The following is a 26083-nucleotide window of genomic DNA, read 5'->3' on the forward strand; positions in this document are numbered from 1 at the left end:
TAAGTAATTGGCTGGGGAGCAAGGTTTTGCTCCCCGGTTTTCATATTCCTGTTAGCAAGACACTATAGTAGGCACAACATATGTAGGCACAGCCGACCTACCATCGGTTGTGCTAGGAGCCTGCCGCATAGGCTTTAACAAAACTGTCATCGAAGATGGCACTCAAGTCTTCAGGACCGGCTTCAATAAAGCCCACATCCACCATGAAGTCATTCATTTTTTGAGCAGCAAAGGGCATGTGCTTCATGGTGTCCCCATCGCTAAACGCTTCCAAATTTTCTTCTACGGTGAAAATGCGAGTGCCTGATTTGAAATCCCGATACTCTTCCACGGAAACCCCAGAGCGCTCGGCCATGATTTTCTCCGCCTCTTCCTCGTTCTTAGCAATGTAGTCGAGGGTGGCAAACCAAGTGTTGACAATAGCTTGAACTTGTTCGGGCTGTTCATCCACCACTTTTTGACTCATCACCAACAGGTCAGGAATTGCGCCTGGATAATCTTTAGAAGACAATAACTCCTTACTACCCTCCCGTTCCAGGGCAATACCCCAAAAAGGAGGCCAAGCAGCGACCGCATCCACCTGTCCCGATGCGAAGGCCGCCGCGGCTGCACCGGTTTCTAAGTTCTTGATGGTGATATCTGAGCGAGACATGCCCGCCTCTTCCAGGGCCTGGGTAAGCATAAAGTCACCCACCACACCCTCTTCTAAGGCAACAGTTTTCCCTTTCAAATCTTGGATACTATTAATCCCTTCGGCCACAATCACCTTGTCATTACCTGCCGAGTTGTCGTTGACCAAAACAACGACTTCTCCATTCGCGGCATCCGCTGCAAATGAAATGGTATCGTTCAGGGTTTGGCCATTGCCATCCAGTTGGCCAGCGGCTAACGCTTCCATAGAGGCCAGGTAACCGTCAAACCACTTCAGTTCTACATTGGCTCCGTTCTCTGCAAACAGTCCCTTTTCTTCGGCCACGGTCCAGGGTAACCACCCCGGCCAGTTGCTATAGCCAATCACCAAAGGAGCGGCATCGGCTGCAGCAACTGGAGTATCAGTGGGTTCAGAGCTAGTGTCTGGGGCATTGCCTCCACATCCTACGGCCACCACCAAACTAAAGACAAAAGCTAAACATGTGGACAAAAATCGCTGTCGTTGCATTGTGTACCTCATCACACTGGAAAACTATAGGCAATCTTGGCAGATGGCTGGGCAGATGACCATTTGAACCGAAGGAAACTAGGTGTTGCCTTGCTTTATACAGGACTCTGGGTTGCCATACTGTGAGCTGTAAGACGGTTTGCTTGGTTAGTCACTGTTTTGTGAATCCAATCAAACCAATCCGCCAAGCCGTCTCCAGACTTAGCAGAAACGCGAAAGATCACCACATTAGGGTTAATTTGTCGCACATTGGCTTCGATCCGGTCTAGGTCAACCTCCAAATGGGGGGCGAGATCTGTTTTGGTAATTAACAAACAGTCAGCTTCGCGGAACATGACCGGATATTTTAGGGGTTTGTCTTCTCCTTCGGTAATACTGAGCAGGGCAACTTTGGCATGTTCTCCCACCTCAAATTCGGCGGGACAGACCAAATTGCCAACGTTTTCCACCACCACCAGGTCCAACTCGGTGGGGGTGTGTCCCTGCTCTAGCTGATGAATCCCCCCAGCCACCATCTTTGAGTCCAGATGGCAGGAGCGGCCCGTATTGATGGCAATGACCGGAACACCATACTGACGCAGTCGATCGGCGTCCAGTTCCGTGGTCATATCCCCTTCAATGACGGCGATTTTGAGATCCCGCAGACCCTCGAGCGTGCGCTCTAGGAGTTGGGTTTTACCCGCCCCAGGGCTGCTCATCAGATTGATGCAGGTGATGCCCCACCGATCAAAATGGGTACGGTTATGCTCAGCCCCCCGCTGGTTGGCATGGAGCAGGTTCATTTCGATGGCGGCGTCAAAGGTTTGGTGCATGGGGATAAAAGGCAGGGGGGCAAGGGGAAAGGGAGCAACGAGGAAAGGTAAATGGGAAAACCCGGAGGGTGGTACGGCCCGAACGTCCTACTAGGCAGTCACACATTCTAGACGATCGATTTTGAGTTCACGACCAGAGCGAATATCCTCCATAGGGCTATTACAGGTGGGGCAGGCATATTGACTGCCCAGGTCAGGGCTGTAATCACTGCGACAGGTATGGCAATGGGCCACCAGGGGAATGTCTTTGATCACCAGCTCAGCCCCATCGAGAAAGGTGCCTTGGGTCTGCACCTCAAAGGCAAACTCTAAACTAGCGGGCTCTACGCAGGTAAAGGTCCCGACGATCAGATGCACCTTTTGGATAATGGGACGCTCTGGTTGGGCATCCCACCAGTCTTGAATAGTGACTATCAAGGCCTTGGTCATGTCGGTTTCGTGCATGGGCGGAGAAAGTTAAGACGGGATCTGGGAGCTGTAGATGTGGGCATGTCCACACCTACAGGTGGTTTGCATTATTGCCAACCGCTGCCAACATCCATATTGGCTTCGGCATGGATATAGTCGGGGGTGGTGCGGGGTAGTTGACCTGACTGCACCAGATGGGCCATGGCATCACAGATGACGCGGGTGGCCATGAGCGAAGTCATGTCGCTGACGTCGTAGGGGGGGGAGACCTCGACGATTTCTAGGCCGCACACGGGGGCTCTGCGGATGATCTTGCCTAGGAGGGCTAGGGCCTCGCGGGGTAAAAGACCACCGGGTTCGGGCCAGCCAGTACCGGGGACAAATCCGGCATCGATGCAGTCGATGTCAAAACTGATGTAGACGCAGTCGGTACCGTCCAGGGCGCGCTCCAGGGCAAAGTCAGCGGCAGCATCCAGTCCCATTTCCATGATGTCGGTCACGGTGAGAATGTTGGTGGCCCGCTCGCGGCAGACCTTGACCCCCTGGCGCGGCACTTGCCACCCCCCGATGCCCAGCTGCACCAGATTCTTGGCGGGGGCATTTTTCATGTTGGTGGCATGGAACCAGGGGCAGGTATGCATGCGCTCGTCCAAGTCAGTCTCTTGGGTGTCCACATGGCGATCAAAGTGGATGATGCCTACTTTTTTATCGCCGAGGTGGCGGCAGACACCTCGCACAGTGGGAAATCCGATGGAGTGATCGCCACCGAGAATGATGGGAAATGCCCCGGAGCTAAAAATGTGGGCAATCCCTTTCGAAATTTGGTCGAAGGATTTTTCGTTGTTGGCAGGAATCGTGAAAATGTCCCCCACATCGCACAGGGTGATCTGTTCCCGCAGATCGATGCCCATCTCAAAGTTGTAGGGGGTGTAGAGCGCGGAAATGCGGCGGATGCCCTGGGGGCCAAACCGGGTGCCGGGGCGGTAGGTGGTACCCGAGTCGTGGGGGACGCCGACGACGGCGACATCGTATTCGCCCACCTTGCGCACATCTTCTATGTAGGGGGCTTTGAGAAAGGTGTTAATGCCAGCGTAGTGGGGCAGCTCGCCGCGAGAGAAGGTGGGAATGGTGCGATCGCGAATACTCTCAGCGGCCTCTAAACCATACTCTAGGCCTTTGGAGACTTCTTGCTGCCAGCCCGTGAGGGGCAAGGCAGCCTCAAGCTCTAGAGCTCGATTAGCTTCTGAATCGGCTGGATTACGAAAGGTGGGGGTGTCACTCATGATGTCGGTACGTAATACTGAAGGGGCGAAGGGGGCGAAGCAGAATAACTTAAAAAAAATAGACAAAAAATCAAAAACCCGAGAGAAACACTAGCAGAAAGAATCTGCTAAATGTTTTCTCCCGGGCTTTTATCCCGCCGTGTACCAGAAACCTGGTGGCCTCTCTCGGTCCAGACATTTAATCTTGAGATAGTCCATGACGTCTCAAACGATAAAACCGGAACCCTAGAAACCTGTATTTGTTTGTTCCAGTATTTAAGCTTGTTACTTTTTAAAGAGTATCCATTGCTACTAAATCTTCTCTTAAACTGTAACGTATTATTTTTAATGGGAAGAGAAATAAAAAACATTTCAGAAGATTACTCCAGGCAAGGAGCTTAGCAATCGTTATATCAAGTTTAATTTTTCGAGCCATGGCTGATCCTGGGTAATGTTCAAGACCTCGTCCCATTTTCAATTTAATCTGGCAGAATAAAATCACAGCGATGGGAAGACTACGCAACGTAATGACCTGGTGGCTTAGGGCTATTTTGATTGTCTTGGTAATCCTGCTTGGGTGGATGGGATTGGCCCCATCCATGGCTCTGGCTGTGTCCGTTGGGGAACAGCCCAGGGAGAAATCGGTTGAGGCCCCTGAGGTTCAGGCAATGGATGGGGATCATGGGGCAGTATTTCAAATTGTGCCTGAACTCACTAACCCGCCGGAAATTCCGGTGGTTGAGGAGCAGCCTGAAGTGTGGTCTCCCCTAGACTGGTTAAGTGAAGCTATCGCTGGGGAGCAGTCCCCCCCAACTTCCCCTCCAGCTAGGGGGAATGATATCGATGCCAGGGAGGAGGATGGCGTCAATGCCAGTCTCAAGGACGGTATGGATACCAGGGTGGATGTCGGCATAGGTAACGGCACGGATACGGACTCCAGAGTGGATGCCACCCTAGAACAATGGCTGTCATCGGTTAAATCCTTATTTGCAGTCCGGTAATGTTGGTGCGAGTTGAAAAATTAATCCTGTGTCAGATTCCCTGCCCCTCATCCCTTCCCTCCGACATCAGCTAGAGCAAAAGGCCAAAGCAATCGGCTTTCATCGAGTTGGCATTGTGGCAGTCCCCCCTGAGGCCAGTGCCCCAGAGCAGGCCATGCAAACCCGGTTGCAAGACTGGTTGGACCAAGGATATCAGGCCGATATGGCCTGGATGGCCAATCCGAAACGCCAGGATATTCGCCAAGTCATGCCGGATGTGCGCTCCATCATTTGCGTGGCGATAAATTACTACACTCCCCACCAGCGGCCTGCGGGGGCCGAAGGGGCTAAATATGGCAAAATTGCCCGCTATGGCTGGGGCCGCGACTATCATCGGGTGGTGCATAAAAAACTCAAGCAGCTCTCCCTCTGGCTGCGGACCCAGGGTAACGACATCACCGCCCGCTACTACGCCGATACGGGGCCGGTGCAGGATAAATTTTGGGCCCAGGAGGCGGGACTGGGTTGGGTGGCAAAAAATGGCAATGTGATCACTCGGGACTATGGTTCCTGGGTATTTTTGGGGGAAATTTTGACCAATGTGGTGTTGCCGCCATCCCGCCCCCATGCCAGCCACTGCGGTACCTGTACCCGTTGCATTGATGCCTGCCCCACGGAGGCCATCCGGGCTCCTGGTGTGGTGGACGCCAATCGCTGTATTGCTTACCACACCATCGAAAATCGTGGGACCACCTTGCCGTCTGAGGTGGCCAACCATCTCCATAACTGGGTGGCGGGCTGCGATATCTGTCAGGATGTGTGTCCCTGGAATCAACGCTTTGCCCAACCCACGGATGTGGTGGAGTTTGAACCCTATCCAGGGAATGTGGCTCCCCCGTTAGAGGAGCTGGCCACTTTGGATGAACAGGTCTGGAATCAGCGGTTTTCGGCATCGGCACTGCGGCGGATTAAACCGGCGATGTGGCGGCGGAATGCAAAAGCAGTATTGGCAGGGCAGAGATTAGAGGAAAAGGAACAGGGGAGATAGGGGAGTGGGGAGTCCAGATAAAAAGGGTCTAGTGGTCCGTCAACCCTCTGTATGCGGCCTTCTCTATGCTGCCCCCCAGATTTTCCCTTCTATATCACCAACTTCGCTGAGGCTTCGCTCAGGACATAGGCATAGTCTGATTGTTCCAGGGCAGCACAGAGCTCATCGTAGTTGGATACTAGGTCCGAGATGCTTTGGTGTACTAGCTTCATGGCACAGTTCAGGGGTTGCCGTTGCTGGAGGGCTAAAAAGTTGCATAGCCTCTGGGCGGTGGCGGTGTGGACATTGGGATTAAGCAAGTCCGTTTCATAAATAATGGCTAGGTGGGGTACCTGGGCCACAATGCTGGATTCGGCAATGCGTTGCTCATCTAGCTGTTTGAGGGTGGCAATCAGCATTTGGGGATCAATGAGGAGATTGGTGGGATCCTTTGATTTGAGGGTTGCGATCGCATGGCGCATCAAATCCCGTCGTTGCAGATGAATCACCTTGTACCCCTGGTCATGCAACAGGGTCATAAACCGATGGGGCTCACCCATGCCATGGGTCACCATCAGATCCACCGCCGATAGCCGAAAGCCAAATAGATAGTCACCACAGGCCGCCCCATGGCGGCGAATATGCTGTAGTGGAAAAAAGTGACGACGCTCTAGCAGGGACTCCACTGACCAGGTGTTGGGCAGCGGACCATACCGCCCATCGACCGAGCGATGGAGGATATCGGCCACTAAATGACCGCCGCTCAGCGCTGTACCAAATAGAACAAAACGATGGGCCGGTTGCGGCATAGCAGTTAGACTAGATTGACTACGATTGAGCAACGTCTGCAGCTGATGGACAAACCAAGAAGAATTGTAAGACGACATAACTTAACATGATCCCAGACCCTGAAGGCCCAGTGTTCCCCCTTGATCTGTCGCAATCAAGTTCGGTTTAGCCATTTCACCTAAACAAGATAGTTCATTACCCCTATTTACATTCCATCATCCGTTTGCCATGAGCCTGCTCCACACTCCGCTTTACGATTTATGTGTTCAAGCCAATGCCCGGATGACGGCATTTTCCGGTTGGGAAATGCCCGTCCAATTTAGCAGCATTAAACAAGAACATACGGCTGTGCGCTCGTCGGTGGGCCTATTCGACATATCCCATATGGGAAAATTTATTCTTACGGGGGATAACGTGTTGCGATCGCTGCAGCAACTGGTCCCCTCCGACCTTGGGAAACTGGCCCCTGGTAAAGCCCAGTACACCGTATTACTCAATCCCCAGGGGGGCATCATCGACGACCTGATCATCTATGACGAAGGGGAGCAGGTCACCCTAATTGTCAATGCGGGCACCACCGACAAAGATAAATCCTGGTTACTGGAGCATCTATCCGATGTGAACCTTCAGGATAACTCCCAAACCCAAGCCTTAATTGCCGTGCAAGGACCTAAGGCAGTGGAAACCCTGCAGCTGATTACGGATGTCGATCTCAGCACCATCCGTCGCTATAACCACACCTATGGCCAAGTACTCGGCAGCCAAGCCTTCTTGGCCCGCACAGGCTATACCGGCGAAGATGGCTTTGAAGTAATGGTAGATGCCGCCGCCGCTCCTGGCATTTGGCAAGCGCTCCAGGAAAAAGGCGCTGAACCCTGTGGCCTGGGAGCCAGGGATACCCTGAGGCTAGAGGCCGCTATGGCCCTCTATGGTCAGGACATTAACGATGACACAACTCCGTTGGAAGGAGGACTGGGCTGGTTGGTTCACTTGGACCAGGTACCGGACTTTATTGGGCGGGATGTGCTGGCTCAGCAGCAGGCAGACGGGGTAACCCGGCGACTGGTGGGCCTGCAACTAGAAGGGCGTAATATTGCCCGTCATGACTACCCGATTGTGCAGGCTGATCAGCCCATCGGCATTGTCACTAGCGGCACCCTATCCCCCACCTTGGGTTACCCCGTCGCTTTGGCCTATGTGCCGGTTGAACTGGCCAAAATTGGTTCGGTGGTCAATGTAAAAATTCGGCAAAAGACGGTACTGGCAACGGTGGTTAAGAGACCGTTTTATAAAGCAGCGGCCTAGGTTCGGAGATGGGGCAACACCCAGTCCGTCAAAAGAGGGGCCAACTCAATCCCATAATCCGCCGCCATAATCGGTATCCATTGCAGCTCAACAATTTCGCTGGAGGCTACGGGGATACCCATCAGACCACCCTGGAAGACAGTGGCCACTAACTGGGTATTCGCCTCATTGGCGGCCACCGTCACAAATTTTCCTAACAGTCTAAATGTGTTGGGATCAATCTCACAATTTAATTCTTCTCGGACCTCCCGCTGAATAGCCGTGACCGCATCTTCCCCAGGTCGGAATTTGCCCCCCGGAAACATAAATTTATGAGTGTTTTTCTTGCGCACCGTGAGTAACTGTTGATGCTCAACAACAGCATAGGCTACTACATGGAGAACAGGCTGGACGGCTCGATTTTCAGATATCATCTCTTGTCCTATGGAAATCTCAGGAGAAGTATACGACAACACTCAATCGAGACCCACCCAGCTCAAAGGAAAAACCCCTTTGCTATTTGGCATCCCCGTTCTCGATCGAACAGCTCTATTACTTCCGGGAGGGGATGGGCTCGTAATATGCTGCTTTTCAAGAAAAAGTACTTTTCAAGTTTGATATTCTTTAAGACTTAGAACTTCTGATAAAAAGCCGATACCTCATCCCCTCCCAGGAGGGGCAACGGGGTGGGTTTCGATCGTTAGTGCTAGCGATCGAAACCCACCCCACCCAAAGGGAAGCCCCCTTCGCTATTAGAGATACCCCTTCTCGATCAAGAAGCTCCCTTACTGCCGAGAGGGGATATACTCCCACTCTGACCATCCCCAACCCACAAAAACTACCCTTCCAATACCTTCAGCTGAATATCCGCCGCCAGTACCGCCTGACTCACAGGCCCTACCTTTAGGTTCCCCGTCACCGCCGCCGCCAAGGCCGGTTCCACCGCCGCCGCCAGCGCAATATGCCCATCCGCTACCGCCAACCCCAACGTCGGATCAAACCCACGCCAGCCCCCACCTGGCACATACACCTCAGGCCAAGCATGCAGGTCATGGCAGGTCTGGTCTCCATCCCCCCGCTGATATCCACTGACAAACCGCGCCGCCAGTCCCACCGCCCGACAGGCCGCCATAAATAATACCGTAAAGTCACGACAGGTACCCCGCCGCTCTGCCAACACCACTCCCGCAGGCCATGGTGGCCCCTCATGACGGGTCTCATAGGTACAGGTTTGATAGATTGCCTGGGTGAGACCGGTTAAAAAGATGCCCACATTACCGTCCGCCCGATAGAGCTGTTGCTGCGCCCAGTCCACCACAGTGGGACTATCCAACTGGGGTGCAGCTAAATAGGGCGCAACCAACCGCTGCACGGACTGGGGATAGTCCAAAGGGGCAGTAATCGCCCAATCGGGCGATAGGTAGTCAAACGGATTAACCCGCAGGGTTTCCACATCGGCCTGGGTGGCAATGGTTAAGGTGGTAATGCCAGTATCAGGAAACCACACCTGACGGCAAACATTACCCTCCAAATCTAACCAGTCAATCGATTTGCGAGGTGTAGGCGAAATCTCACAGGTAAAGTGGCGCAGCCGCTGACTGCCATCCACCCGAGGCTGCAGCCGTAAAATATGGGTGCCTAGATGAACCGGTTCAGCATATTGATATTGGGTGTGATGGGCAATGTGATAGAGCACCATGGTGACAGTCGGGGCGTGAGGGAGGTAGCGCTAAAATCATAGCGCTACCCCCAGTCTTCGGTGACATTAGTCGGAGGTATAAACAGCTTCACTGCTAGATTAAATCGTAGCAATCAGCCCAGAAACCTCGTCCGGCGTCATCACAATGGGATCGGGACCATGGGCCAAGTCTTTTGCAGTTTCGTGAGGCTAGTGGAAATGGCAGAATGGGCTTCAGGGGTGGTTTCGCTGACCGGTTAGCAATTGTTTTGTAGAGGGTCTGGGCCGTGATCACAAATCCCCTGGATGGAATTTCGGAACAGGGTTGTATGGGGGTATTTGAGGTGGTGGATAGTTAAGCTGCCCTAGACCAAGGTGGGTAGCCCAAAGAAGTTGTCGGCAATGGCAGTGCCCACGTGGTTCAGGTCATCTTGGAGGTTATCTAAAAACTGATGGAGGCCAATTTCAAAGATTTCTTCTAGGGTGATGTAGTCGAGGTGCGATCGCAACTTACCCAACTGTCGCTCACTACTTAACCGCCAGCTGCCCACCGGTGCTCCGGAAATCTTATTCAGGGACTGTTCCGCTAGCAAGATGCAACGGCGAATCGAGCGGGGAAACTCCGGATGTAGCACTAAAAAGTCTACAACGCCGCTGGGACTTAGCGTGTGCTCATACTTGCGATACATCTCATAGGCACTGGCAGAACGCAGTAAGGCAATCCATTGGAGATTGTCCAACGGACTGCCCACCGCCTCCACCGACGGTAGCAAGATAAAATACTTCACATCTAAAATACGGGCTGTTTTATCCGCCCGTTCGAGGAAACGTCCCAACCGACCAAAGTGCCACCCCTCATTATGGGACATGGTGGCCTCCATCACCCCGGCAAACAAGTGGCTGGCCATTTTCACCTCCGGGTAAAACTCATAGAGCTTGGAAAGATCGGCGGACTTAGCCGCCTCTTCCACCTGGAGATAAAACTCATTCAGCTGTTCCCACATTTCCGACGAGATAATCTCCCGGACGGAACGGGCATTCTCCCTGGCTGATTTTACACAGGAGCGAATGGAGCTGGGATACTCGGAATCGAAGGTGAGAAACTGCAAAACATTTTCTGCAGTGGCCTCACCATAGCGCTCTTTGAACAGGGCCTGATCGCCCGTGGTCACCACCAGCGGCTCCCACTGTTGCAAGCTAGCCATGGGAGTATCCAGCAACAGGTGTAGGTTTACTTGGACAAAGCGAGATACATTTTCCGCCCGTTCGACATAGCGGTTCATCCAGTAAATAGAATCAGCAACGCGGCTTAGCATGGGACAGGTTCTCTAAAACTGTTGTTATCAAACAGGCAAACTATAATCCTCTAGGTCTTAGCCTTTCGGCCCTTCGCCTTTCGGCCTTAGTTTTTCGTCGACACCACCCAGGTGTCCTTACTACCCCCACCTTGGGAAGAATTAACCACCAGGGACCCTTTCTTTAAGGCCACCCGCGTCAGTCCCCCAGGATTAACGTAAATATCTTTTCCGTTTAAAATAAAAGGCCGCAGGTCCACATGGCAGCCTTGAAACTCGTTGTCGATCAGGACAGGTACCCGCGACAGACATAGGGTGGGCTGGGCAATATATCCCCTGGGATTGGCCCTGATCTGATCGGCAAAGGTGTCTCGCTCTAGCTCGGTGGCGTGGGGTCCCACCAGCATGCCGTAACCGCCGGAGGCGTCGGTGGCCTTGACCACTAGCTGATCTAAGTGGCCTAACACATAGTCCTGTTGTTTCAGATTTTCACAGAGATAGGTGGGTACGTTGGGGATGATCTGTTCTTCGTCCAGGTAGTAGCGCACCATGGCGGGGACATAGCTGTAGATCATTTTGTCGTCGGCGACGCCGGTGCCGGGGGCATTTGCGATCGCAACCCGCCCTTGGCGATACACCTCCATCAACCCCGGCACCCCTAGGAGTGAATCAGCCCGAAAGGTGAGCGGGTCCAGAAATTCATCATCAATGCGCCGGTAAATCACATCCACCCGCTGCAACCCCTGGGTGGTTTTCATTTGCAAATAGCCGTCTGAGACCACCAGGTCTCGGCCCTCCACCAGCTCAATCCCCATTTGTTGAGCCAAGAACGAATGCTCAAAATAGGCCGAATTGTAAATACCGGGGGAGAGCAGCACCACTTGGGGGTCTGGCACACCGTCCGGGGCAAGATATAACAGCGACGCCAATAGCTGACTCGGATAAGCGTCCACCGGGTTAATGTTCAGGGATTCAAACAGGGCTGGGAAAGCGTCCTTCATCACCCGTCTGTTTTCTAAGACATAGGAAACACCGGAGGGACAGCGGAGATTGTCTTCAAGGACGTACCAATTGCCGTTGCGATCGCGCACCAAATCGGTCCCGGTAATGTGGCACCAAATGCCCTTGGGGGGTTTCAGACCGATGCAGGGTGACAAAAAACCCGTTGCCGACTCAATCACCTCACGGTCAATAATCCCGTCTTTAATAATCTTTTGATCGTTATAGATATCATCCAAAAAACAGTTTAAGGTTTTAATCCGTTGTTTTAATCCCCGCTCCAGCCACTGCCATTCATCGCTGGGCACCACCCGAGGCACCACGTCAAAAGGGAAAATCCGCTCTGTTCCTTGGTTGTCGCTATAAACGTTAAAGGTCACCCCAAGCTTAAACAACATGTTCTGGGCCATTTGTTGCCGCAGCATCAGTTCCTCAATGGAAATGTCACTGATGCGCTTTACCAGCAGCTCTGCCTCTGGTCGAGGCACTCCACGACTGACAAACAATTCATCATAAAAGTCGCCGGGATCGTAGGTGTTAAACACTGGCCATGTTCTCTAAGTATGTAATCTATTGATTAACGGCTATTGGCACCCTAAATTGTAAATATGCATACATACTGAACAAAATTTAATGGAATGTTAAGTAACTGAAAACCGATTCAATCACCCGTATGCACTGAAAATTAAGTGTTTTTGCCTCGTTTCAACAAATGAGCCCTAGTTATGCCAAAAGCTTCTTAGCCCAGAGCATGACCACAGTTAGAACAAAAGCGATCCTCAGGAGCTACCTTGGTGCCACACTGGCTGCAAAATTGTCGTGTAGATCCTGAGGTGGCAGAGGCCGATGTGGCAGAAGTTGATGTGGCAGAAGTTGATGTTTTCACCTGTGGTGCCGCCGGCGGCTGGCTGGCTGATTCCATTTTCAGCTCCATGGTCCCCATGCGCATTTCCATGGGGTTCATGGTCATCTGCATATTGCCCATGGTCATAGGCTGCATGGGCTGCATGGGCGGTGTTGGCACAGCTGTTGTTGGTTGCATCGATAGCGGCTGTGCTCCGGCAACAGGCGTCACAGCGCCGGTCATACTGACGCTGCTACCATGCACGGAAATGTAGACCTCCCCTTGGGTCGTCAATAGCTTAAATACAGCTCCCCCTGGACTTTGATAGGCCTGGGGTGGGGCGGTCCAGCCACCGGTGGTCATGCTACTGCTAGCCTGTTGCTGCTGCCCCGGCTGCCCCATGGTCGTGGTAATAATGGTCTGATGTCCCTGGTTGTCCAAATAGACCTGGTGTCCAGGGTTGAGTTCACATAGGTATGCCATGGCGATTTTGGTAAATCAGCAGTGCCCCTGCAAAATTGCCTACCAAGCGGCCTATCAAGCTGCCTAAAAAGCTGGGGGAAGTTGCTTACCTTGCAATCATCACCCCTAATGCAAGCAGATGACAAAACATCAGCATTTCTTAATCCCTTAATGGACTAAACCACATCCAAGTTAAAACCTTGAGTTTCCTCACCAGAAAAACTACAGTTCTGGACGTGAACAAGGTTTATAAGTCCGGAGTAACAGAGTCCGGCACAAGGTCTGAAGAGACATTGGGAGCCGTCTCTTCAGCTATGGCAGTGAGAGCGGCGCTAAAAATTTCGTCACTGCTTTCGAGCCTCGCTAGGTCTTGTAATAACCCCGTTCGGATGTCTGCTGCTGTTGGGTTTGTCCCTAGTGATACCAATGCCAGGGCGTTATACCAAATACCGGCATTGCCGTAAGCTTGAGCACGGTCGACATCCGTTGTCGCCATGGCCAAGGCCTCTGTCAGCTCTGGAGTAGGACTCACGACTTGAAACAACAGCGTATTGGCTAAAAATTTAGATGGCTGCTCAGGGGCACAGGTAACAATCACCTGCCAGAGATAGTCTTGGCCCACCTCCAGAGGCGGCGCACTATCAGGCAGCTGGTATCGCATAAAGCCTGGTTGAGCAGAGAGATTAGCACTCTCTACAATGCTAGATTGACCCACTGCATCGATGGCTAACAAACGAAAGAGAACAGGAGAAGCTGTTTCCACATGGTCATTATACCAGACAAACTCAGGCCGGACACTGGTGGTGAGTCCTGGCACTGAGCGGGGCCCGAGACTGGAAAATGCCGGTCCCCCATCCTCCCCATTGGAACAACGGTCGCCACGGGTTCCCGTCGTGGTCACGGGGCCCCTGAGGCTTCTAGTGTCCGTGGGTGGCTGGAAGTATTGCCCCCCTGTGGTGTCGAGTGGGGATGCCTCACCCTGGGGGGCAACCACCAGGAGAGAAAGCGCGCCACCAAAACAGAGGGCAAGCAGATTGGATACCAGACGTGGGGACATGGTTAATCACTGTGAAGTTAGCTGGGCAAGGGAGATAGGGCTATAGTCCTGAACCCATTCATCGCTAGAGTAACAGGATTTTCAGACAACAGAAATAGGGCTTTAATCGGTATTTGACGTTTGAGTTGATGGAACCAATGCCAACCCTGACGCTGCGGTGGTGCAATGGGCCAGCGCAGTTCACACTGTAGCCCCTTGGGACTGACTGACCGACGCTCAAACGTACCTTGGAGGCTCCGGGCTAGCTGTTTGGCCTGTTGGGTACCGTAGCCGGTTGAATGGGAGGCGGACAAAATGCTGGACCCATTGTCCATGACCCGAATCATGTTGTGGTTTCCTTCGGGGCGACAGATCACAGTGAGCCGTGTCATGTCTGAAGCATATTTGCACATGTTGAGTAGGGCTTCTTCCAGAAAACGCCCCAGCTCACGTTTTTGCTCTGGGGTTAAGCTGCTATCGTCTATCGTCTGAAAGTCTGTAATGTGTAACAGGTGCTGAAAAAAATCTTGCCGACGCTTGGTGGTGATGTTGTAGACTTCGTACAGTAATTCTGCCAGGGAAATATCCAGGTTGATCACCTGCTGCTGGCTGAGCACCAAATGGGGATCGGGGGTGAGCATCTCTTGACGCATGGCATCATAGAGGTCGCGCAACTCTTGGTTGAGCTGTTTTAGGTCAATCTTGTTAAAATTAGGGGATTGATTGTTGTTTGGCCATGCTTTTAGCAGTCGAGCCAGAGTTTGGAGGGGACCGTTGTGAATGGTACTAAAGGTCCATTCAATTAAATACTCCCGCTGTTCGATTAGCTGTTCCCGCTGTTTGAGCTGAGAGCGCAGCTGAACCTGTTGTTGGTATAGGGGATACAACGCCAACGCATTAATGGTAAAAGCCATCATCATGGGGATGACGGGTAACCATAGACCTTTGAGTAATGCACCATAAAATAGGAGTAGGCAAGCACCACTCACCCCCGCCATGGTGAGGAAATGTAGCGGTAAAAATAGCCTGATGCGAACTAGCCCCAGCCCTAACAGCCCGGCAGAAATAATGAGAACATACTCTATGGCAATAGGTAGGGCTCGCAGAAATGCTCGATTTTCGAGGGCTGCATTGATCAGTTGACTAATGGCATGGGCCTGAACCTCTATGCCAGGGACCACCCCAGGATTCACCCCAGAAAGGGAGGCGACATTGACAAAGTCTTTGGCACTAATCGCCTCATACCCGACTAACACCACCCGATCTTTCAGTAATTTAGGGTCGACCTGGGCCGACACCACGTCACTGTAGGTCACCTTGGTAAATGGGGTAGCACCTGCGCGAAAGTGGAGCAAGGTTTGAGTCCCAGCGTCATCTGCGCCCACGTACCCCCCCGTATAGGCCCGAAACCGGGGCACCTCAGCGGGGCCAAAACGCATGGTGTGCATGTCCCGTTTTCCGTTTTCAAGGATCAGATTTTCTGGGGCGAGGTATTGTTCGGCGACGCGGATAGTAAATGAAAACTGATAATTACCAGCGGCATCGGGGAGGCCCAACAAACTGCGACGAATAAAGCCATCGTGATCGAGCGGTGCATCCACAAACCCCACTTGCTCCGGGGGTAGGGCGGGGGGACCGGGAACAAGGGGCTCAGTAATCTTTTGAATGCCGACGATATTGTCTGAGGTGGTCAGGACGTCCTCTAGGGCTGGGTATCCTTCCCCAACGGGAAAATCTCGAAAGATATCTAACCCAATCACCCGAGGCTGGTAGGTTTGAATCTGGCTGAGCAAGGTGGCTAAGGACTGATCGGCAATGGGATAGCTCAGGGAGTTCTGAATATCGTTTTCCGTAATGGTTACGATGGTCACCTTGGGGTCAAGGGGTTCAGCCGGTCGCTGACGGAGGGCAAAATCTAGGGCATCCCACTCGAGCGTCTGTAAAAGACCCAAAATGCGTAAAAGTACGATGGTGGCAATGATGGATAGGCCAGAAAACTCAAACCCTTGGAGATGAATCCGCCCATATTTGAAAATGTCCATACTACGCCCATAGATAGCAGCTGAATACAAGGGGAAAGGGGGTTAATCCAACAGTCCAACTTCCCGAGCCCGAACATAGGTTTGGACTCGAATATTAATGCTGTTGTTTGGATAAACCTGCAGGGCATCTTGCACTCGGGTCCAGTAATAGCGGACGGTCCGTTCCGCCACGTGCATCTCTTGGGCAATGGCTTTATCTGTCAGACTGTGGTTAAAGGCTAGCTCAATTACTTGCAACCACTCTGGTTTGACTTCTAGTCCCGTGCGCATTTCGGGAGGGGTGTAAAGCAACCCTTGGAGGGCCCAATCCACTTTGGTGAGCATTTCATCACTGGTCAAACTCTTATCGGCAATGGTTAAACCGCCCTTGTGGGCATTGATGCTGGGCTTGAGGCGGACCAAGGTCTGAACATGGGCACTTTGAACAACAATATTCAGGTTTGGATAGTCTGCTAGTAAGGTCTTTAAAAACCCTAATCCGTTCTGGATCTGGGAGCTATCGCCAGCCTTGGCCGGAATGGACAAGTCCATGACTAATAGGTCTGGCACGGCAGATGATATCAGCGCTTGTGCCTCAGCCACTGTGCTGGTGGTGGTAATTTGACTGCTGGGGTAACGCGTTTGGAGCACCGTGAAGGTGCCAGCTAGAACCGCCGCGTGGTCGTCTAGGACCAGGAAGGTGGGGGCTTGAACGTCTGGGTGGGTCATGGCAACGACTCCGCTGGGGGGCTGACTGGACAAAACTGAACTAGGTCATTTGAGCTCAGCCTGTTTTGCTTAGTATCTCCTGTTTTGCTTAGTCTCTAATGTATCGGATAGTAATATTTGGAAAATTTTCTTGAGGTGCGGCAATTCCTCTGAAGTGATGTGATGATCGATGGTCGGCTACTGGAGTATATTACTGGTCACTTGCAGGTTATTCACGGTGCTACTACGCCATAGTCGGGTCCTGTGCCGGGTCTGGCTGCTAGCGGCCAGGGACCGCTGCTGGGGTCAGCTGAGCCGCAATCGGGCAAGGTTAATTGCACTTTTCTGCAATTAACCTTGCCCTTTTCGCTGTATGAGTCTGCCGATAGGGTAGGTGATTAGAAAGCTTGAAGATTTTAAGTTAGTCAACATCGGGAGATTAGCTGATAAAGAGCAGCCGATTTCATCGTTGACAACTGATCACGCATCTTCATTAAAACCATGGATAGCTTCTCTCACTACTGGCAGTTAGCCAAAATCACTAGCTCGGGTCACTATTATTGCAAGCCATTGCCCAAGGTGGAAACCTGGTTTCGCTACTGTTTTTTGAACGCGTTAAACGATACTTCAGAACGCTATATTCAAGACACCTTGGTGGAGCGGTGGCAAGCTGGTGGACCAGATGCCGCCATGGCCCAACTCAGTTTACGCTGTTGGGTGAGCCACCATATCTATAGCACCTGCCGTCAACTGGCCCAGCAGTTTGGCCAACATTATGGGTTTCACACAACAGATTTGCTGCCCCATGTGCTCGATGATAACGGTCGCCTACTCAATGCCTATCGACCTTTTACCTTGGAGATTTTAGAGACATATTGCCCGACTAAAGCGAAACTCAGTACTTGGACCGTTCACCTCACCAAGAACCATCGAAGTTTGAATGATTTTCTCTTGGAACAGGGTCTTTATCGCATTAGTAACTGGGCCATTTTGAATGACACCACCAGCGCCCAACTAGACCACATTTTCCAAAGTTTTTATCAGTTTCCCCTGGCGGAACGACAAGCCGCTCAGGCCTTACTGGAGCGCTATCACCAGGTGTATCGCCACGACCGCCGGCTAGCGTTGAAAACTCGCCGGAGCCAGGGCATTCGTTGCCAATGTCCCACCTCGGACCAGCTGCGACAAATAGCAACGGGCCACCAGTCTCCCGCCCAGGTGCTGGTGCAGCTGGAGGAGATGGCAACCCAGCTGCGCCAGTATCGGATCTACAAGCGCAGTGGTTATATGCAAACCTTGGGCAATATGGTGTCCTTAGATGAGCTGGACAATTTTGCCATTGACTATTACGTGAGCACAGTCAATGGGCCGGAAAGCGATGAAGCGGATGAGCAGCAAACCTTTTTTCAACAGTACCAAAGTCATTTGGAATCTTGCCTGCAGCAGGCCATTTACCAAGCCCTACAACAGCAGGTGGACCGTCTCCAACGGCGCAGTGGGATCAAGGCCCAGGCCTATCTCGAAGCGGTGCGGCTCTTTCACCAGGAGGGACTATCCATGGGTGCGATCTCAACTCGCCTGACCCAACAGTTCTCCCCCGCCCTCAGCTTTAATAACCAGGTGCAAATTACCCGCCTGCTAAGACTCAAAGAACTCCGCACCCAGATCCACCAAATCACCCTCGACAACATCAAAACCTTTGTGTACGAAGCCGCTGGCCAGCTCACATCGGCCCAGCGCTTAACCGAACTCAAACCCGCCATCGAAACTATTCTCACCCAGACCATCGACCAAATCATCGGCGAAGCCGCCGCCGAAGCCCAAAGCCCCCAGCGACATCAGCCCGCCAGCAGACTCGCCATCACCCTATGTGAGGTGGTGGATAGCCTAGCCGCTGCCTAGTCATTCAGTCCGGGCTAGAGCCAATTACCCAGCAAGATAAAGGGCGCCCAGTAAAAGGGATGCTGAAACCCAGGCGTATGCAGAATTTTTAATTGAGCCTGCTGTAGGGCCTTGGCCTTAGTCAGTTCCGTAGCCGTCAGCTGCCGATAAAATTCACTCATCAGCTCAGATGTACTGGTATCATAAACCGCCCACAGTGTCGCTAAGGTACTGCGAGCCCCGGAGCGCGTTGCTACCCCAGCCAGTCCCAACACCGAGCGCTCGCTGCCCGCTGCGGTTTCACAAGCACTTAAAATCAGCAGTTCCACCTGCCGCTCTCGGCTCAGTTCGCTGGTTTTGAGCAGCTGACTCAGCTGGTTGACATTGAGTTTGCCCTGCCAAGTCAAAATGAAGGTGTCTTCGAGGTTCTCGTCAAATTTACCATGGGTGGCTAAATGCACAATCGGCGCAGAGGACGTGGCAATCCCCGTCTCTAAGGCTGTACTGGTCGCCTGTTCATTCAGGAGAACTTTACTACCCACAATTTCACCAATGCTCGTCAGCTCCGTCTCCACCCCCGGCAGCTCGCTAAACTCTTGCTGGGCTGCGGATACACCGGCTAAAAAAGCCTGGATTGAATCGCGAGCAATGGGTTTGGGATCGATTAGCTGTAAACCGGGGGTGAGGGCCACAGCATACTTTTCAATCAGATAGCGTTGTCCATCGTACAGGGCCGCCATCGAAACATTGCGTAGGTTACCGTCCAAAACAAACACCAGCGTATCCACATCGGTGAGGGCCAAATCGGCCTCTAGGGGCTGAATTAGCCATTGGTAGAGCTGCTGGGATAGGGGTCTAATATCTTGACTGGGGAACTGGGGAACTAATTCCTCAGTCTTCTGACCCGAGTCTGGACTGCCCAAGCGGCTCTCAGTCAGAGCCTTTTTGAACTGGATACCCGCTGCCCAATTTTTGATGACGGTGTCTAGCTCTGCCTGACTGACTAAACTACTGTGGTGGATAATCTGGTCGGGGAGGCTGAGCAGGATTTCTAGGCGATTCTCCAACATAATTGGGTAAATCACCGCTGTTTTTTGATCGATCACATCATCCAAATTAACGGTTTGAATCTCTAGACAGGCCTCTCGAAAAAAGTTGTCTAATTCTGCCAGTTGTAGGGATTCCAATACCTGACGAGCTTCCCTGAGGTTGTCCTGGTAAGCTTCATCCTGAACATCGGTGCGGAGCAACAAATCGATAAAATTACGGTATATCGGTTCCACCCGTTGTTGAAAATCAAATGCGGCGTCAGCCCCCTTGGCCGCCAAATCATTGCGGAGTAAATTAGTGGAGTTAACGGCGGCGCGACAGGCTTTGATCGCCTCGTGGCTGTTCTGTTCATCGGTATTTTGGAGAATCTGACAGAGCTGTTCTTGCAGCTGATATTCCACATCGGGTAGGTTGGCCCCTTGGGCCAGACTCAAGGCAGCTAGGGTTTGCTGCTGAGCAATATCCCACTGCTGGGTTTGACTGTATAGCTGGCCGAGGCCGCCTAGGGCATAGATTTGGGCTTTGATATCTGGTACTGTCTGGGCTGAGTGATAGGTGGTGAGCAGCAGGCTAGCAATGGTTTCCCCCGAGGGCAGTGTGTCCACCACCCTGAGCAAAGGATCATCTAAAGCTGCTGCCCCTAGCGATCCAGGTCCAGACAGACCGTCGGTGACTAGACTGTCGGCTGGTTGTTCTATGTTGCCACTGTTTGCTCCACCAATCTCTGCATTGCCCACACTGATATTGGTCCTCTCTGCACTGCTTTCTAGGGTTACTTTGTTCCCTGGAGCATTGGTTGTTGCCTGTCGTTGATCTAGGGCCCTATCCAGGGCCTGTCGCAGATCCAACAAGGTTTGGGCAAAGGTCAGATGGAGATAAAGGGTCTCGTGGTTAGGGGGCTGGGTCTGTAACTGGGCAGTCAAGACCGGCAATAGGTCGGCCACTGGAGCCCAGTCTTCGCCCTTGACGAGTACCTTGAGCTGGCTTACCTGGGCCGCTAACCCCAGGGGCTCTGGGGCGGTGCCAGCCGAAACTGCCGCCGCGGCTTGGTATTGGGTCAGGGCTTCTTCTGGGTTGCCCACAGCTTCAGCCAGGAGGCCCAGGCTGCTATGGACTGAGCTGATGGCCGAGGGCAACGCCAGCGCCTGGGCAAGGGTTAACGCTTGGTCCAGTTGGGCTTTGGCGGCCTCTTTTTGCCCCGTGAGCCGCAACAGATCACCGTAGGTGCGGCGGGCATCCACCATAATTTCATCGGTAATTTCATCCCTAGGCTGTACTGTCAGTGCGGCCTGTACCTGGGTTATGGCCCGGTCATAGAAGCCAGCGGACTGCAGGGCCCGGGCCTGACTGACGTAGGCCTGGGCCGTTTCGCGGGGCTGGTTGGCCCGTTGGTAGGTGGTGGCGGCCTGCCCCCAAAGGTCAGCGGCGGCGCTGTGATTACCCTGGGCCACCCGCAGCCGGGCCTGAATTGTCAGCAACTGCCCTCGACTGGCCCAAACGGTCGCTGGCGCTGACGCATCCTCTGGCACTAGGGCAAGGGCTGCTGCAATCGTAGCCTCAGCCTCGGGCCACTGGCCTAATTGCTGCTGGCTCAAGGAGAGATTGGCGAGGGCGAGGGCGGCCCGCACGGGCTGATTTTCGGTTTGGTACTGGGTAGCGGCTTGGTTAAAGGCCGTTGCTGCGCCACCATAGTCTCCAGCGGCATAGGCGGCCCGCCCTTGCTGGTCTAAGCTCGTGCTGCTTTGGGCTTGGAGGATGCTCATGCTAGCGGTCGCTGTTGTCACTACGGGGGGCAGCAGCAGACAGAGGAGGGTAGTAGCCAGGGCTAAACAGATCAACCGACGAGGACGACTCAGCCATGGCCAGTGGGGGTGTTGCGATCGCATCATTGTTCCTCATTGACAACAGTTAACAGCATGGGCAAGCATTGGACAGCACTGGACTCAAACCACCTAAAAGGCGCGATAGTTGAACGAAAAGTGAATCCCATTTTCCTGTAGAGAATCGCCATCGGCATTCCCATCTAGCAAGGGAATACCCCAATCAAGCCGGGCCGTCAGATTGTGATCCAATCGCCACAGCAAACCTACCCCCGCCGACAGCAGGGCGTCGGGGTCAGGGTCTTGCTGCCCACCCCCATTCCAACCAAATCCGCCTTCAATAAAGGGGGTAAGCTGCAACAGCGAACGTCGCGTTGGTGACCGATAAAGGGGTAGGCGCAACTCCGCCGAGGCCGACACTCCATTATCCACCAGCAACAAATCCTGACGATAACCCCGGACCGTATTCGCTCCCCCCAAGCCAAATTGCTCCAGCGGCAGGAGCGCCCCATCCGCCAGTTGCACATCCCCCTGTAGGATCAACAACGTATCCGGAGCCAACAACGAGAGCCACTGCCCCTGACCCCGCCAGGTAAAAAACTCACTGTTGGGACTGGCGCTGGATGTGGCCCCGAGGACATCTAAACCCACACTAAACTGCGATCTGGCCGCTAGCACCTGCTGGGGCTCCTGCTTCACCCACTCCTGAAAAAAACGTAGGGCCGTCACTCGACTGCGACCATCATCATCCGCCCCCCGCGTCGGAAAACTCACCGCCTCACCAAAAAAATCTTCTAAAAAGATACTGCGACTGCCCTGACGAGACGCGGTCAACCCCAAGGCAAATGTTTCCGTTGGGGTTTTCTTCAGCGGCTGTCGCCAAGTCACCTCATAAAATGCCGCATCCGACTCAATCTCTAAAATCTCGAAGGGGTCCTCCAGCACTTCGCTGCCCGTAAACCCAGCGCTAAACTCTAAGGTGCCATCCCGAGGGTTCAGAAAAAAACGATAGTCCACATCGGCGGACCATAGTCCCTCCGTCCGCCCTAGGCCCACACTGAGCCATTCACCGTTACCCAAAAGATTGGCTTCAGTGTAGGTGATCTCTTGCTGAAACGTCCCTACACTAGGAGAACGGGAGTTGTCCGCTCGCAAATCAAACCAGTTACTATCGGTCTCTTCCACTGTGACCGTGAGTAAACTTGTACCCTGCTGCGGGCCTGCCGATAGCTCCGCCGATACCCGCTGAATCAACGGGTCTAACTGTAGCAACTGTAACCCCTCCAACAGATCTTCAAGGCGCAGGGGGGTATCGGTAAAGCGCTCTAGCCGCCGCCGCACATAGTCAGGATTTAACCTGCCAGGGCTGACCACTTCAATCGCCTCTAAGCCGCCTTCAATTACAGTGACCTTGAGGGTACCGCCCTCAGGGGAAAACTCTTGGGGTGGAATAATCGCCACCGACGTCACATATCCGGCATCGCTGTAGAGCTGGGTAATGGCCGACCGCACCCGAAAAAGCTCCGTAAATGACAGTTCCACCGGTAGCTCTGTCCCTAGGGCTGCTTTCACCGCCTCCGTCAGCTCCGTCGGTGTAAATACAGTGCTGCCATCAAATTCAAATCCACTAATTACAACCGTTTCCGGAATCTCTGGCCCCGGTACCGGCGGCGCTGGAATCGGCTGATTCTCCAACAACGTTTCCGGTGGAGCAATGGGCTCAAAAATCTCTGGCCGCTCAAACCCCTCTTCTGACGGAGGCTCAAGGGTGGGGGTCAGCGGGTCTACCCCGGTTGATTGGGCGCTGGCTGGCAGGGTAAAACACAGGGTACTCAGCGGTAGAGCATACAGCCACAGTCTCAAATATTTAGAAAACATGGCAGGTTAATCCAGGAAACACAGCCGTATCGGTCCGCTCGGCATGGGCGGCTAGAACCACCTGGCCATCACCCCCATAGCGCCAGGTTTGGGCCTCAGAAGGGCTACCATCATCCATGGCGGTGGCAGGCTGAGGCTGGGCGGCCACCCAGGCATCGGCCTGGACCAAGTCCCCGTCATCGAGACTAGCCAATTCTGCTGGAGCCCCGGTTCCGGCTAACTGTTCTTCCGGTGTCGCCGATAACCCCTCACGCCCCGTCAGGGTCAAGTCACCAATATTTTGCGCCGCTGTCAGGTCGCCAGACCCACAGCCTTGGGCAATCAGTCTAGAAGGGTCAACCGTATCTGGCGCCGGTTCTGCCGTCGGTTGAAACGAAGAGAACTCACTAAACTCCCCCAGAATGGCCCCATCCGTAGCCCCCCCAGTGCCATCAAAGGTAATATCGTTGCTGGTGGGCTGGGCCTGATCACGAACGGCTATGTTCCTTAAAAAAGGAGGTGCTACCCCAGGGTCTGAAATAAAGAAAACAAAACCGGCCTCAGCGCCTGCCCCATCTGCGTTAGTAGATATATTGTTATCAGCAGACGGTGACGCAATCACTTCAAAATCTGTAAATAGAGCAATCCCCTTGAGTAAATTATTTGCTGCACTAGTGCCAGCATCTGTGGTCGCAATCGTTTCCACATTACTACTGTTGGCCAAGGCCAGAAACTGACTATCTAAAATAACCAGGCCGCCTTGTCCAGAGGTACTACGGGCCGTAATTCCCTCAAGACTGCGGTTGGCCGCGATCAGATCCGCTTCAATACCAATTAGACCCGGTTCTCCGGTCCCTTGGTTGTCCACCGCTACGGAGCCACCATTGAGCAGGCCCACCCGTCGAGCCTCAATCAAAATCACCCCAGGTTGTTGACCGTTAATGCTGGAGGTATTGGGAATGGTACTGGTTGTTTTGCTAATAATGTCGCCCCATTCACCCCGCACAATCACATCCGTATCCACCTCAATAAAGATAAACCCGGCTCCGCCCTGGCCATTGTTAGAGGTGGTAATCCCCGCAAATCCATCACGGCCGTCAATGTCAAGGGCGTTGGCCTCCAATAGGACCAGTCCAGCATTGGCTGAGGTATTCGTGGCCTCGGGGTTACCTACGGAACTAAAAATTGACGTCCCCAAAACCGGATCGCTGCCAATCAAAGATACGTTTCCGGTGGCTGTAATGTAGATCGTCCCGGCGAAGCTATCCGGGGAAACAACATCATCTCGCACAGAGGTCTGAACCTGGGATGCCTCCGTCAGGGTCAAATCACCGGTATCTAGAAATACAAACCCACCCTGACCGCCCGCTTCCTCCACGGAGGCAAAGATAATGCTGCCGTCTCGCAGCTGGATTTCCCCTGCCGCACTGGTTTGTAACCCGATAAAGCCAGCATTTCCCTGGCCGATGGACAAGGCTTCTAAGGTGGATTGCTGATCTAAAATAATGGCTTCTGTGGCCCGAATGACGATCCCTCCAGCATCGTTGAGGGAGTTAAATGTAAACTCTGTATCGTCAAAGAGGAAAGAAGAATTAAAGTCTGAGGCAAAATCGGCGGTTGTAGAGATTGTACTGTTGGTCAGGGAGACAATGCCGTTACTCCGTGACTGCAGGGGGGTATCAAAACTCAGCCCAATGGCCTGTCGGTCTGGAGTGTTGATATTGACGGGAACGACGGTCAGATTGACGGAGTTAGCCTGATCTCCAAGCCCCAGTAGTTCTACCCTGCCCGTGGGGGCAGAGAGATTAAAGTCGGTGAGGGTGACTCGGCTTCCCAGCAGGGCCAAGGTTCTTTCCACCTCGACTTCAATAGTTGTGCCGACATTGCCATTGGCATTGATCTGGCCACTGTTGGCGTCAAAATTAAAGGCGAGGGGGACCGCATCGGTAAACTCATTGAGGGTCGGTTCTGTAGTGTCAAACAAGACGCCGTCTGAGAAAAGTAGGTCGCTGGCGGTCACGGCAAAAAATGAGCGGCCAATGTCTAGGTCGGCACCGGGGCCAAAGACTAGACCATTGGAGTTAATTAGAAATAAGTTGGCATCGTTGGCCCTGAGCAGTCCGTCTATGGTGGAGGCATTGGCCCCGGTCACTCGGGTAATTATGTTATCTACGTCAGGGGAGAACTTGATAAAATCAGCGATTGCACCATTGAGAACATTAAAGTCTTGAAAACTGTGGAACTGGTTGACTAGGCCAGGGTCTTGACCAAAAACCGTGGTCCCGGTGATGTCAAACCCGGCGGCAGTCGGTGTCACTGATGTGTTCGTGCTGCTGTCGGGGATGGGCAGTTGCGCCAATGCGGGGAGCTGTAGGGTTGCGATCGCAACCACCACTAGGTTAACTAGACTACAAAAATTGCCTGCCGTCATATGTTTGCCTAAGGGAATCCGTCTATACTCAATATGCAGCTCTATCTATGGGCGACTAAACTTAGTACATATGCTGTGTGTAATATGCATGTACTCTAAATATTTAATGCGTGTATTCACTGAAGTGTACCATAGCAAGTTTCAGTCATTCATGGTAACTACTCAGGCTGGGGTAGGAGAGTTATAGGGTTTCCAGAGAACAATCCCATGAGGGCATCCAGAACGTTATGCCCCTGTTTGCGTAGAGTGGATAGGTAACCGCGAATACGGCAGAACATCC

Annotated in this window: 21 protein-coding genes and 1 riboswitch; of the genes, 4 read left to right on the forward strand and 17 right to left on the reverse strand. The window is 53.0% G+C overall.

The features are described from left to right. Window positions 1-112: 112 nt before the first annotated feature. The 5 genes from VB741_RS07235 to VB741_RS07255 all read right to left on the reverse strand — a co-directional run bounded on the left by VB741_RS07235 (window position 113) and on the right by VB741_RS07255 (window position 4242). Window positions 113-1159: an ABC transporter substrate-binding protein gene (locus VB741_RS07235; protein WP_323364488.1), complete on the reverse strand. Its 1047-nt coding sequence runs from the start codon at window positions 1157-1159 to the stop codon at window positions 113-115. 95 nt (window positions 1160-1254) lie between these two features. After that, entirely contained in the window at window positions 1255-1971 is a 717-nt protein-coding gene (gene hypB / locus VB741_RS07240) for a hydrogenase nickel incorporation protein HypB (protein ID WP_323364489.1), read from the reverse strand. A gap of 90 nt (window positions 1972-2061) precedes the next feature. Then, window positions 2062-2415 carry a hydrogenase maturation nickel metallochaperone HypA gene (gene hypA, locus VB741_RS07245; RefSeq protein WP_323364490.1) on the reverse strand — a complete coding sequence of 118 codons (354 nt, stop codon included), beginning with the start codon at window positions 2413-2415 and terminating at the stop codon, window positions 2062-2064. 71 nt (window positions 2416-2486) lie between these two features. Continuing rightward, complete coding sequence (locus tag VB741_RS07250) at window positions 2487-3662, reverse strand: agmatinase family protein (RefSeq protein ID WP_323364491.1); 1176 nt, start codon at window positions 3660-3662, stop codon at window positions 2487-2489. A gap of 116 nt (window positions 3663-3778) precedes the next feature. After that, window positions 3779-3902, reverse strand: a riboswitch (guanidine-I (ykkC/yxkD leader). Between the two features lie 31 nt (window positions 3903-3933). Then, window positions 3934-4242: a hypothetical protein gene (locus VB741_RS07255; protein ID WP_323364492.1), complete on the reverse strand. Its 309-nt coding sequence runs from the start codon at window positions 4240-4242 to the stop codon at window positions 3934-3936. Between VB741_RS07255 and VB741_RS07260 the strand changes: the two genes are divergently transcribed. Beyond that, window positions 4241-4642 carry a hypothetical protein gene (locus VB741_RS07260; RefSeq protein WP_323364493.1) on the forward strand — a complete coding sequence of 134 codons (402 nt, stop codon included), beginning with the start codon at window positions 4241-4243 and terminating at the stop codon, window positions 4640-4642. The genes VB741_RS07255 and VB741_RS07260 overlap by 2 nt on opposite strands. Before the next feature lie 28 nt (window positions 4643-4670). Beyond that, window positions 4671-5669, forward strand: coding sequence for a tRNA epoxyqueuosine(34) reductase QueG (gene queG / locus VB741_RS07265; RefSeq protein ID WP_323364494.1), 999 nt, complete (start codon window positions 4671-4673; stop codon window positions 5667-5669). Window positions 5670-5758: 89 nt separating this feature from the next. On the opposite strand, the gene VB741_RS07270 is transcribed toward queG, so the two are convergent. Further along, window positions 5759-6535, reverse strand: a complete 777-nt coding sequence (locus VB741_RS07270; RefSeq protein ID WP_323364495.1) for a hypothetical protein — start codon at window positions 6533-6535, stop codon at window positions 5759-5761. Between the two features lie 130 nt (window positions 6536-6665). Here VB741_RS07270 and gcvT point away from each other — a divergent pair, with 130 nt between their 5' ends. Then, window positions 6666-7742: a glycine cleavage system aminomethyltransferase GcvT gene (gene gcvT, locus VB741_RS07275; protein ID WP_323364496.1), complete on the forward strand. Its 1077-nt coding sequence runs from the start codon at window positions 6666-6668 to the stop codon at window positions 7740-7742. Here gcvT and VB741_RS07280 read toward each other — a convergent pair. The 8 genes from VB741_RS07280 to VB741_RS07315 form a co-directional block, all read right to left on the reverse strand. After that, complete coding sequence (locus tag VB741_RS07280; RefSeq protein ID WP_323364497.1) at window positions 7739-8155, reverse strand: NUDIX hydrolase; 417 nt, start codon at window positions 8153-8155, stop codon at window positions 7739-7741. The two genes, gcvT and VB741_RS07280, sit on opposite strands and share 4 nt — an antisense overlap. 404 nt (window positions 8156-8559) lie before the next feature. Next, entirely contained in the window at window positions 8560-9420 is an 861-nt protein-coding gene (locus VB741_RS07285; RefSeq protein ID WP_323364498.1) for a transglutaminase family protein, read from the reverse strand. Window positions 9421-9764: 344 nt separating this feature from the next. Continuing rightward, on the reverse strand, window positions 9765-10715 hold the full coding sequence (locus VB741_RS07290) for an alpha-E domain-containing protein (protein ID WP_323364499.1): 951 nt from the start codon (window positions 10713-10715) through the stop codon (window positions 9765-9767). A gap of 86 nt (window positions 10716-10801) precedes the next feature. Further along, window positions 10802-12238 carry a circularly permuted type 2 ATP-grasp protein gene (locus tag VB741_RS07295; protein WP_323364500.1) on the reverse strand — a complete coding sequence of 479 codons (1437 nt, stop codon included), beginning with the start codon at window positions 12236-12238 and terminating at the stop codon, window positions 10802-10804. Between the two features lie 194 nt (window positions 12239-12432). Beyond that, on the reverse strand, window positions 12433-13020 hold the full coding sequence (locus tag VB741_RS07300; RefSeq protein ID WP_323364501.1) for a zinc ribbon domain-containing protein: 588 nt from the start codon (window positions 13018-13020) through the stop codon (window positions 12433-12435). A 226-nt stretch (window positions 13021-13246) separates the two neighbouring features. After that, complete coding sequence (locus VB741_RS07305) at window positions 13247-14056, reverse strand: DUF928 domain-containing protein (RefSeq protein ID WP_323364502.1); 810 nt, start codon at window positions 14054-14056, stop codon at window positions 13247-13249. 17 nt (window positions 14057-14073) lie between these two features. Further along, window positions 14074-16077: a sensor histidine kinase gene (locus tag VB741_RS07310; protein ID WP_323364503.1), complete on the reverse strand. Its 2004-nt coding sequence runs from the start codon at window positions 16075-16077 to the stop codon at window positions 14074-14076. 42 nt (window positions 16078-16119) lie between these two features. After that, window positions 16120-16785 (reverse strand): response regulator transcription factor, encoded by a 666-nt coding sequence (locus VB741_RS07315; protein WP_323364504.1) that lies wholly within the window; start codon window positions 16783-16785, stop codon window positions 16120-16122. A 480-nt stretch (window positions 16786-17265) separates the two neighbouring features. Between VB741_RS07315 and VB741_RS07320 the strand changes: the two genes are divergently transcribed. After that, on the forward strand, window positions 17266-18666 hold the full coding sequence (locus VB741_RS07320) for a hypothetical protein (protein WP_323364505.1): 1401 nt from the start codon (window positions 17266-17268) through the stop codon (window positions 18664-18666). Between the two features lie 14 nt (window positions 18667-18680). Here VB741_RS07320 and VB741_RS07325 read toward each other — a convergent pair whose 3' ends face one another. The 3 genes from VB741_RS07325 to VB741_RS07335 form a co-directional block, all read right to left on the reverse strand. Further along, window positions 18681-21584, reverse strand: coding sequence for a CHAT domain-containing protein (locus VB741_RS07325; protein ID WP_323364506.1), 2904 nt, complete (start codon window positions 21582-21584; stop codon window positions 18681-18683). Between the two features lie 63 nt (window positions 21585-21647). Further along, the gene (locus VB741_RS07330) at window positions 21648-23393 is read right to left on the reverse strand and encodes a ShlB/FhaC/HecB family hemolysin secretion/activation protein (protein ID WP_323364507.1); all 1746 of its coding nucleotides are present in this window, start codon (window positions 23391-23393) and stop codon (window positions 21648-21650) included. Continuing rightward, the gene (locus VB741_RS07335; RefSeq protein WP_323364508.1) at window positions 23383-25803 is read right to left on the reverse strand and encodes a filamentous hemagglutinin N-terminal domain-containing protein; all 2421 of its coding nucleotides are present in this window, start codon (window positions 25801-25803) and stop codon (window positions 23383-23385) included. Before VB741_RS07335 ends, VB741_RS07330 begins: the two co-directional genes overlap by 11 nt. Window positions 25804-26083: the final 280 nt, after the last annotated feature.

This window comes from Leptothoe sp. PORK10 BA2, assembly GCF_034932105.1.
Taxonomy (GTDB): domain Bacteria; phylum Cyanobacteriota; class Cyanobacteriia; order Phormidesmidales; family Phormidesmidaceae; genus Leptothoe.

What these genes read in the sequence shown, in the direction of transcription:
- VB741_RS07305 (WP_323364502.1), bottom strand. Translation starts at nt 14,056, where the DNA reads ATGTCCCCACGTCTGGTATCCAATCTGCTTGCCCTCTGTTTTGGTGGC.
- gcvT (WP_323364496.1), top strand. Translation starts at nt 6,666, where the DNA reads ATGAGCCTGCTCCACACTCCGCTTTACGATTTATGTGTTCAAGCCAAT.
- VB741_RS07315 (WP_323364504.1), bottom strand. Translation starts at nt 16,785, where the DNA reads ATGACCCACCCAGACGTTCAAGCCCCCACCTTCCTGGTCCTAGACGAC.
- VB741_RS07290 (WP_323364499.1), bottom strand. Translation starts at nt 10,715, where the DNA reads ATGCTAAGCCGCGTTGCTGATTCTATTTACTGGATGAACCGCTATGTC.
- VB741_RS07320 (WP_323364505.1), top strand. Translation starts at nt 17,266, where the DNA reads ATGGATAGCTTCTCTCACTACTGGCAGTTAGCCAAAATCACTAGCTCG.
- VB741_RS07260 (WP_323364493.1), top strand. Translation starts at nt 4,241, where the DNA reads ATGGCTCTGGCTGTGTCCGTTGGGGAACAGCCCAGGGAGAAATCGGTT.
- VB741_RS07280 (WP_323364497.1), bottom strand. Translation starts at nt 8,155, where the DNA reads ATGATATCTGAAAATCGAGCCGTCCAGCCTGTTCTCCATGTAGTAGCC.
- VB741_RS07310 (WP_323364503.1), bottom strand. Translation starts at nt 16,077, where the DNA reads ATGGACATTTTCAAATATGGGCGGATTCATCTCCAAGGGTTTGAGTTT.
- VB741_RS07250 (WP_323364491.1), bottom strand. Translation starts at nt 3,662, where the DNA reads ATGAGTGACACCCCCACCTTTCGTAATCCAGCCGATTCAGAAGCTAAT.
- VB741_RS07330 (WP_323364507.1), bottom strand. Translation starts at nt 23,393, where the DNA reads ATGTTTTCTAAATATTTGAGACTGTGGCTGTATGCTCTACCGCTGAGT.
- VB741_RS07255 (WP_323364492.1), bottom strand. Translation starts at nt 4,242, where the DNA reads ATGGATGGGGCCAATCCCATCCACCCAAGCAGGATTACCAAGACAATC.
- VB741_RS07285 (WP_323364498.1), bottom strand. Translation starts at nt 9,420, where the DNA reads ATGGTGCTCTATCACATTGCCCATCACACCCAATATCAATATGCTGAA.
- VB741_RS07270 (WP_323364495.1), bottom strand. Translation starts at nt 6,535, where the DNA reads ATGTCGTCTTACAATTCTTCTTGGTTTGTCCATCAGCTGCAGACGTTG.
- VB741_RS07325 (WP_323364506.1), bottom strand. Translation starts at nt 21,584, where the DNA reads ATGATGCGATCGCAACACCCCCACTGGCCATGGCTGAGTCGTCCTCGT.
- hypB (WP_323364489.1), bottom strand. Translation starts at nt 1,971, where the DNA reads ATGCACCAAACCTTTGACGCCGCCATCGAAATGAACCTGCTCCATGCC.
- VB741_RS07300 (WP_323364501.1), bottom strand. Translation starts at nt 13,020, where the DNA reads ATGGCATACCTATGTGAACTCAACCCTGGACACCAGGTCTATTTGGAC.
- VB741_RS07335 (WP_323364508.1), bottom strand. Translation starts at nt 25,803, where the DNA reads ATGACGGCAGGCAATTTTTGTAGTCTAGTTAACCTAGTGGTGGTTGCG.
- hypA (WP_323364490.1), bottom strand. Translation starts at nt 2,415, where the DNA reads ATGCACGAAACCGACATGACCAAGGCCTTGATAGTCACTATTCAAGAC.
- VB741_RS07235 (WP_323364488.1), bottom strand. Translation starts at nt 1,159, where the DNA reads ATGCAACGACAGCGATTTTTGTCCACATGTTTAGCTTTTGTCTTTAGT.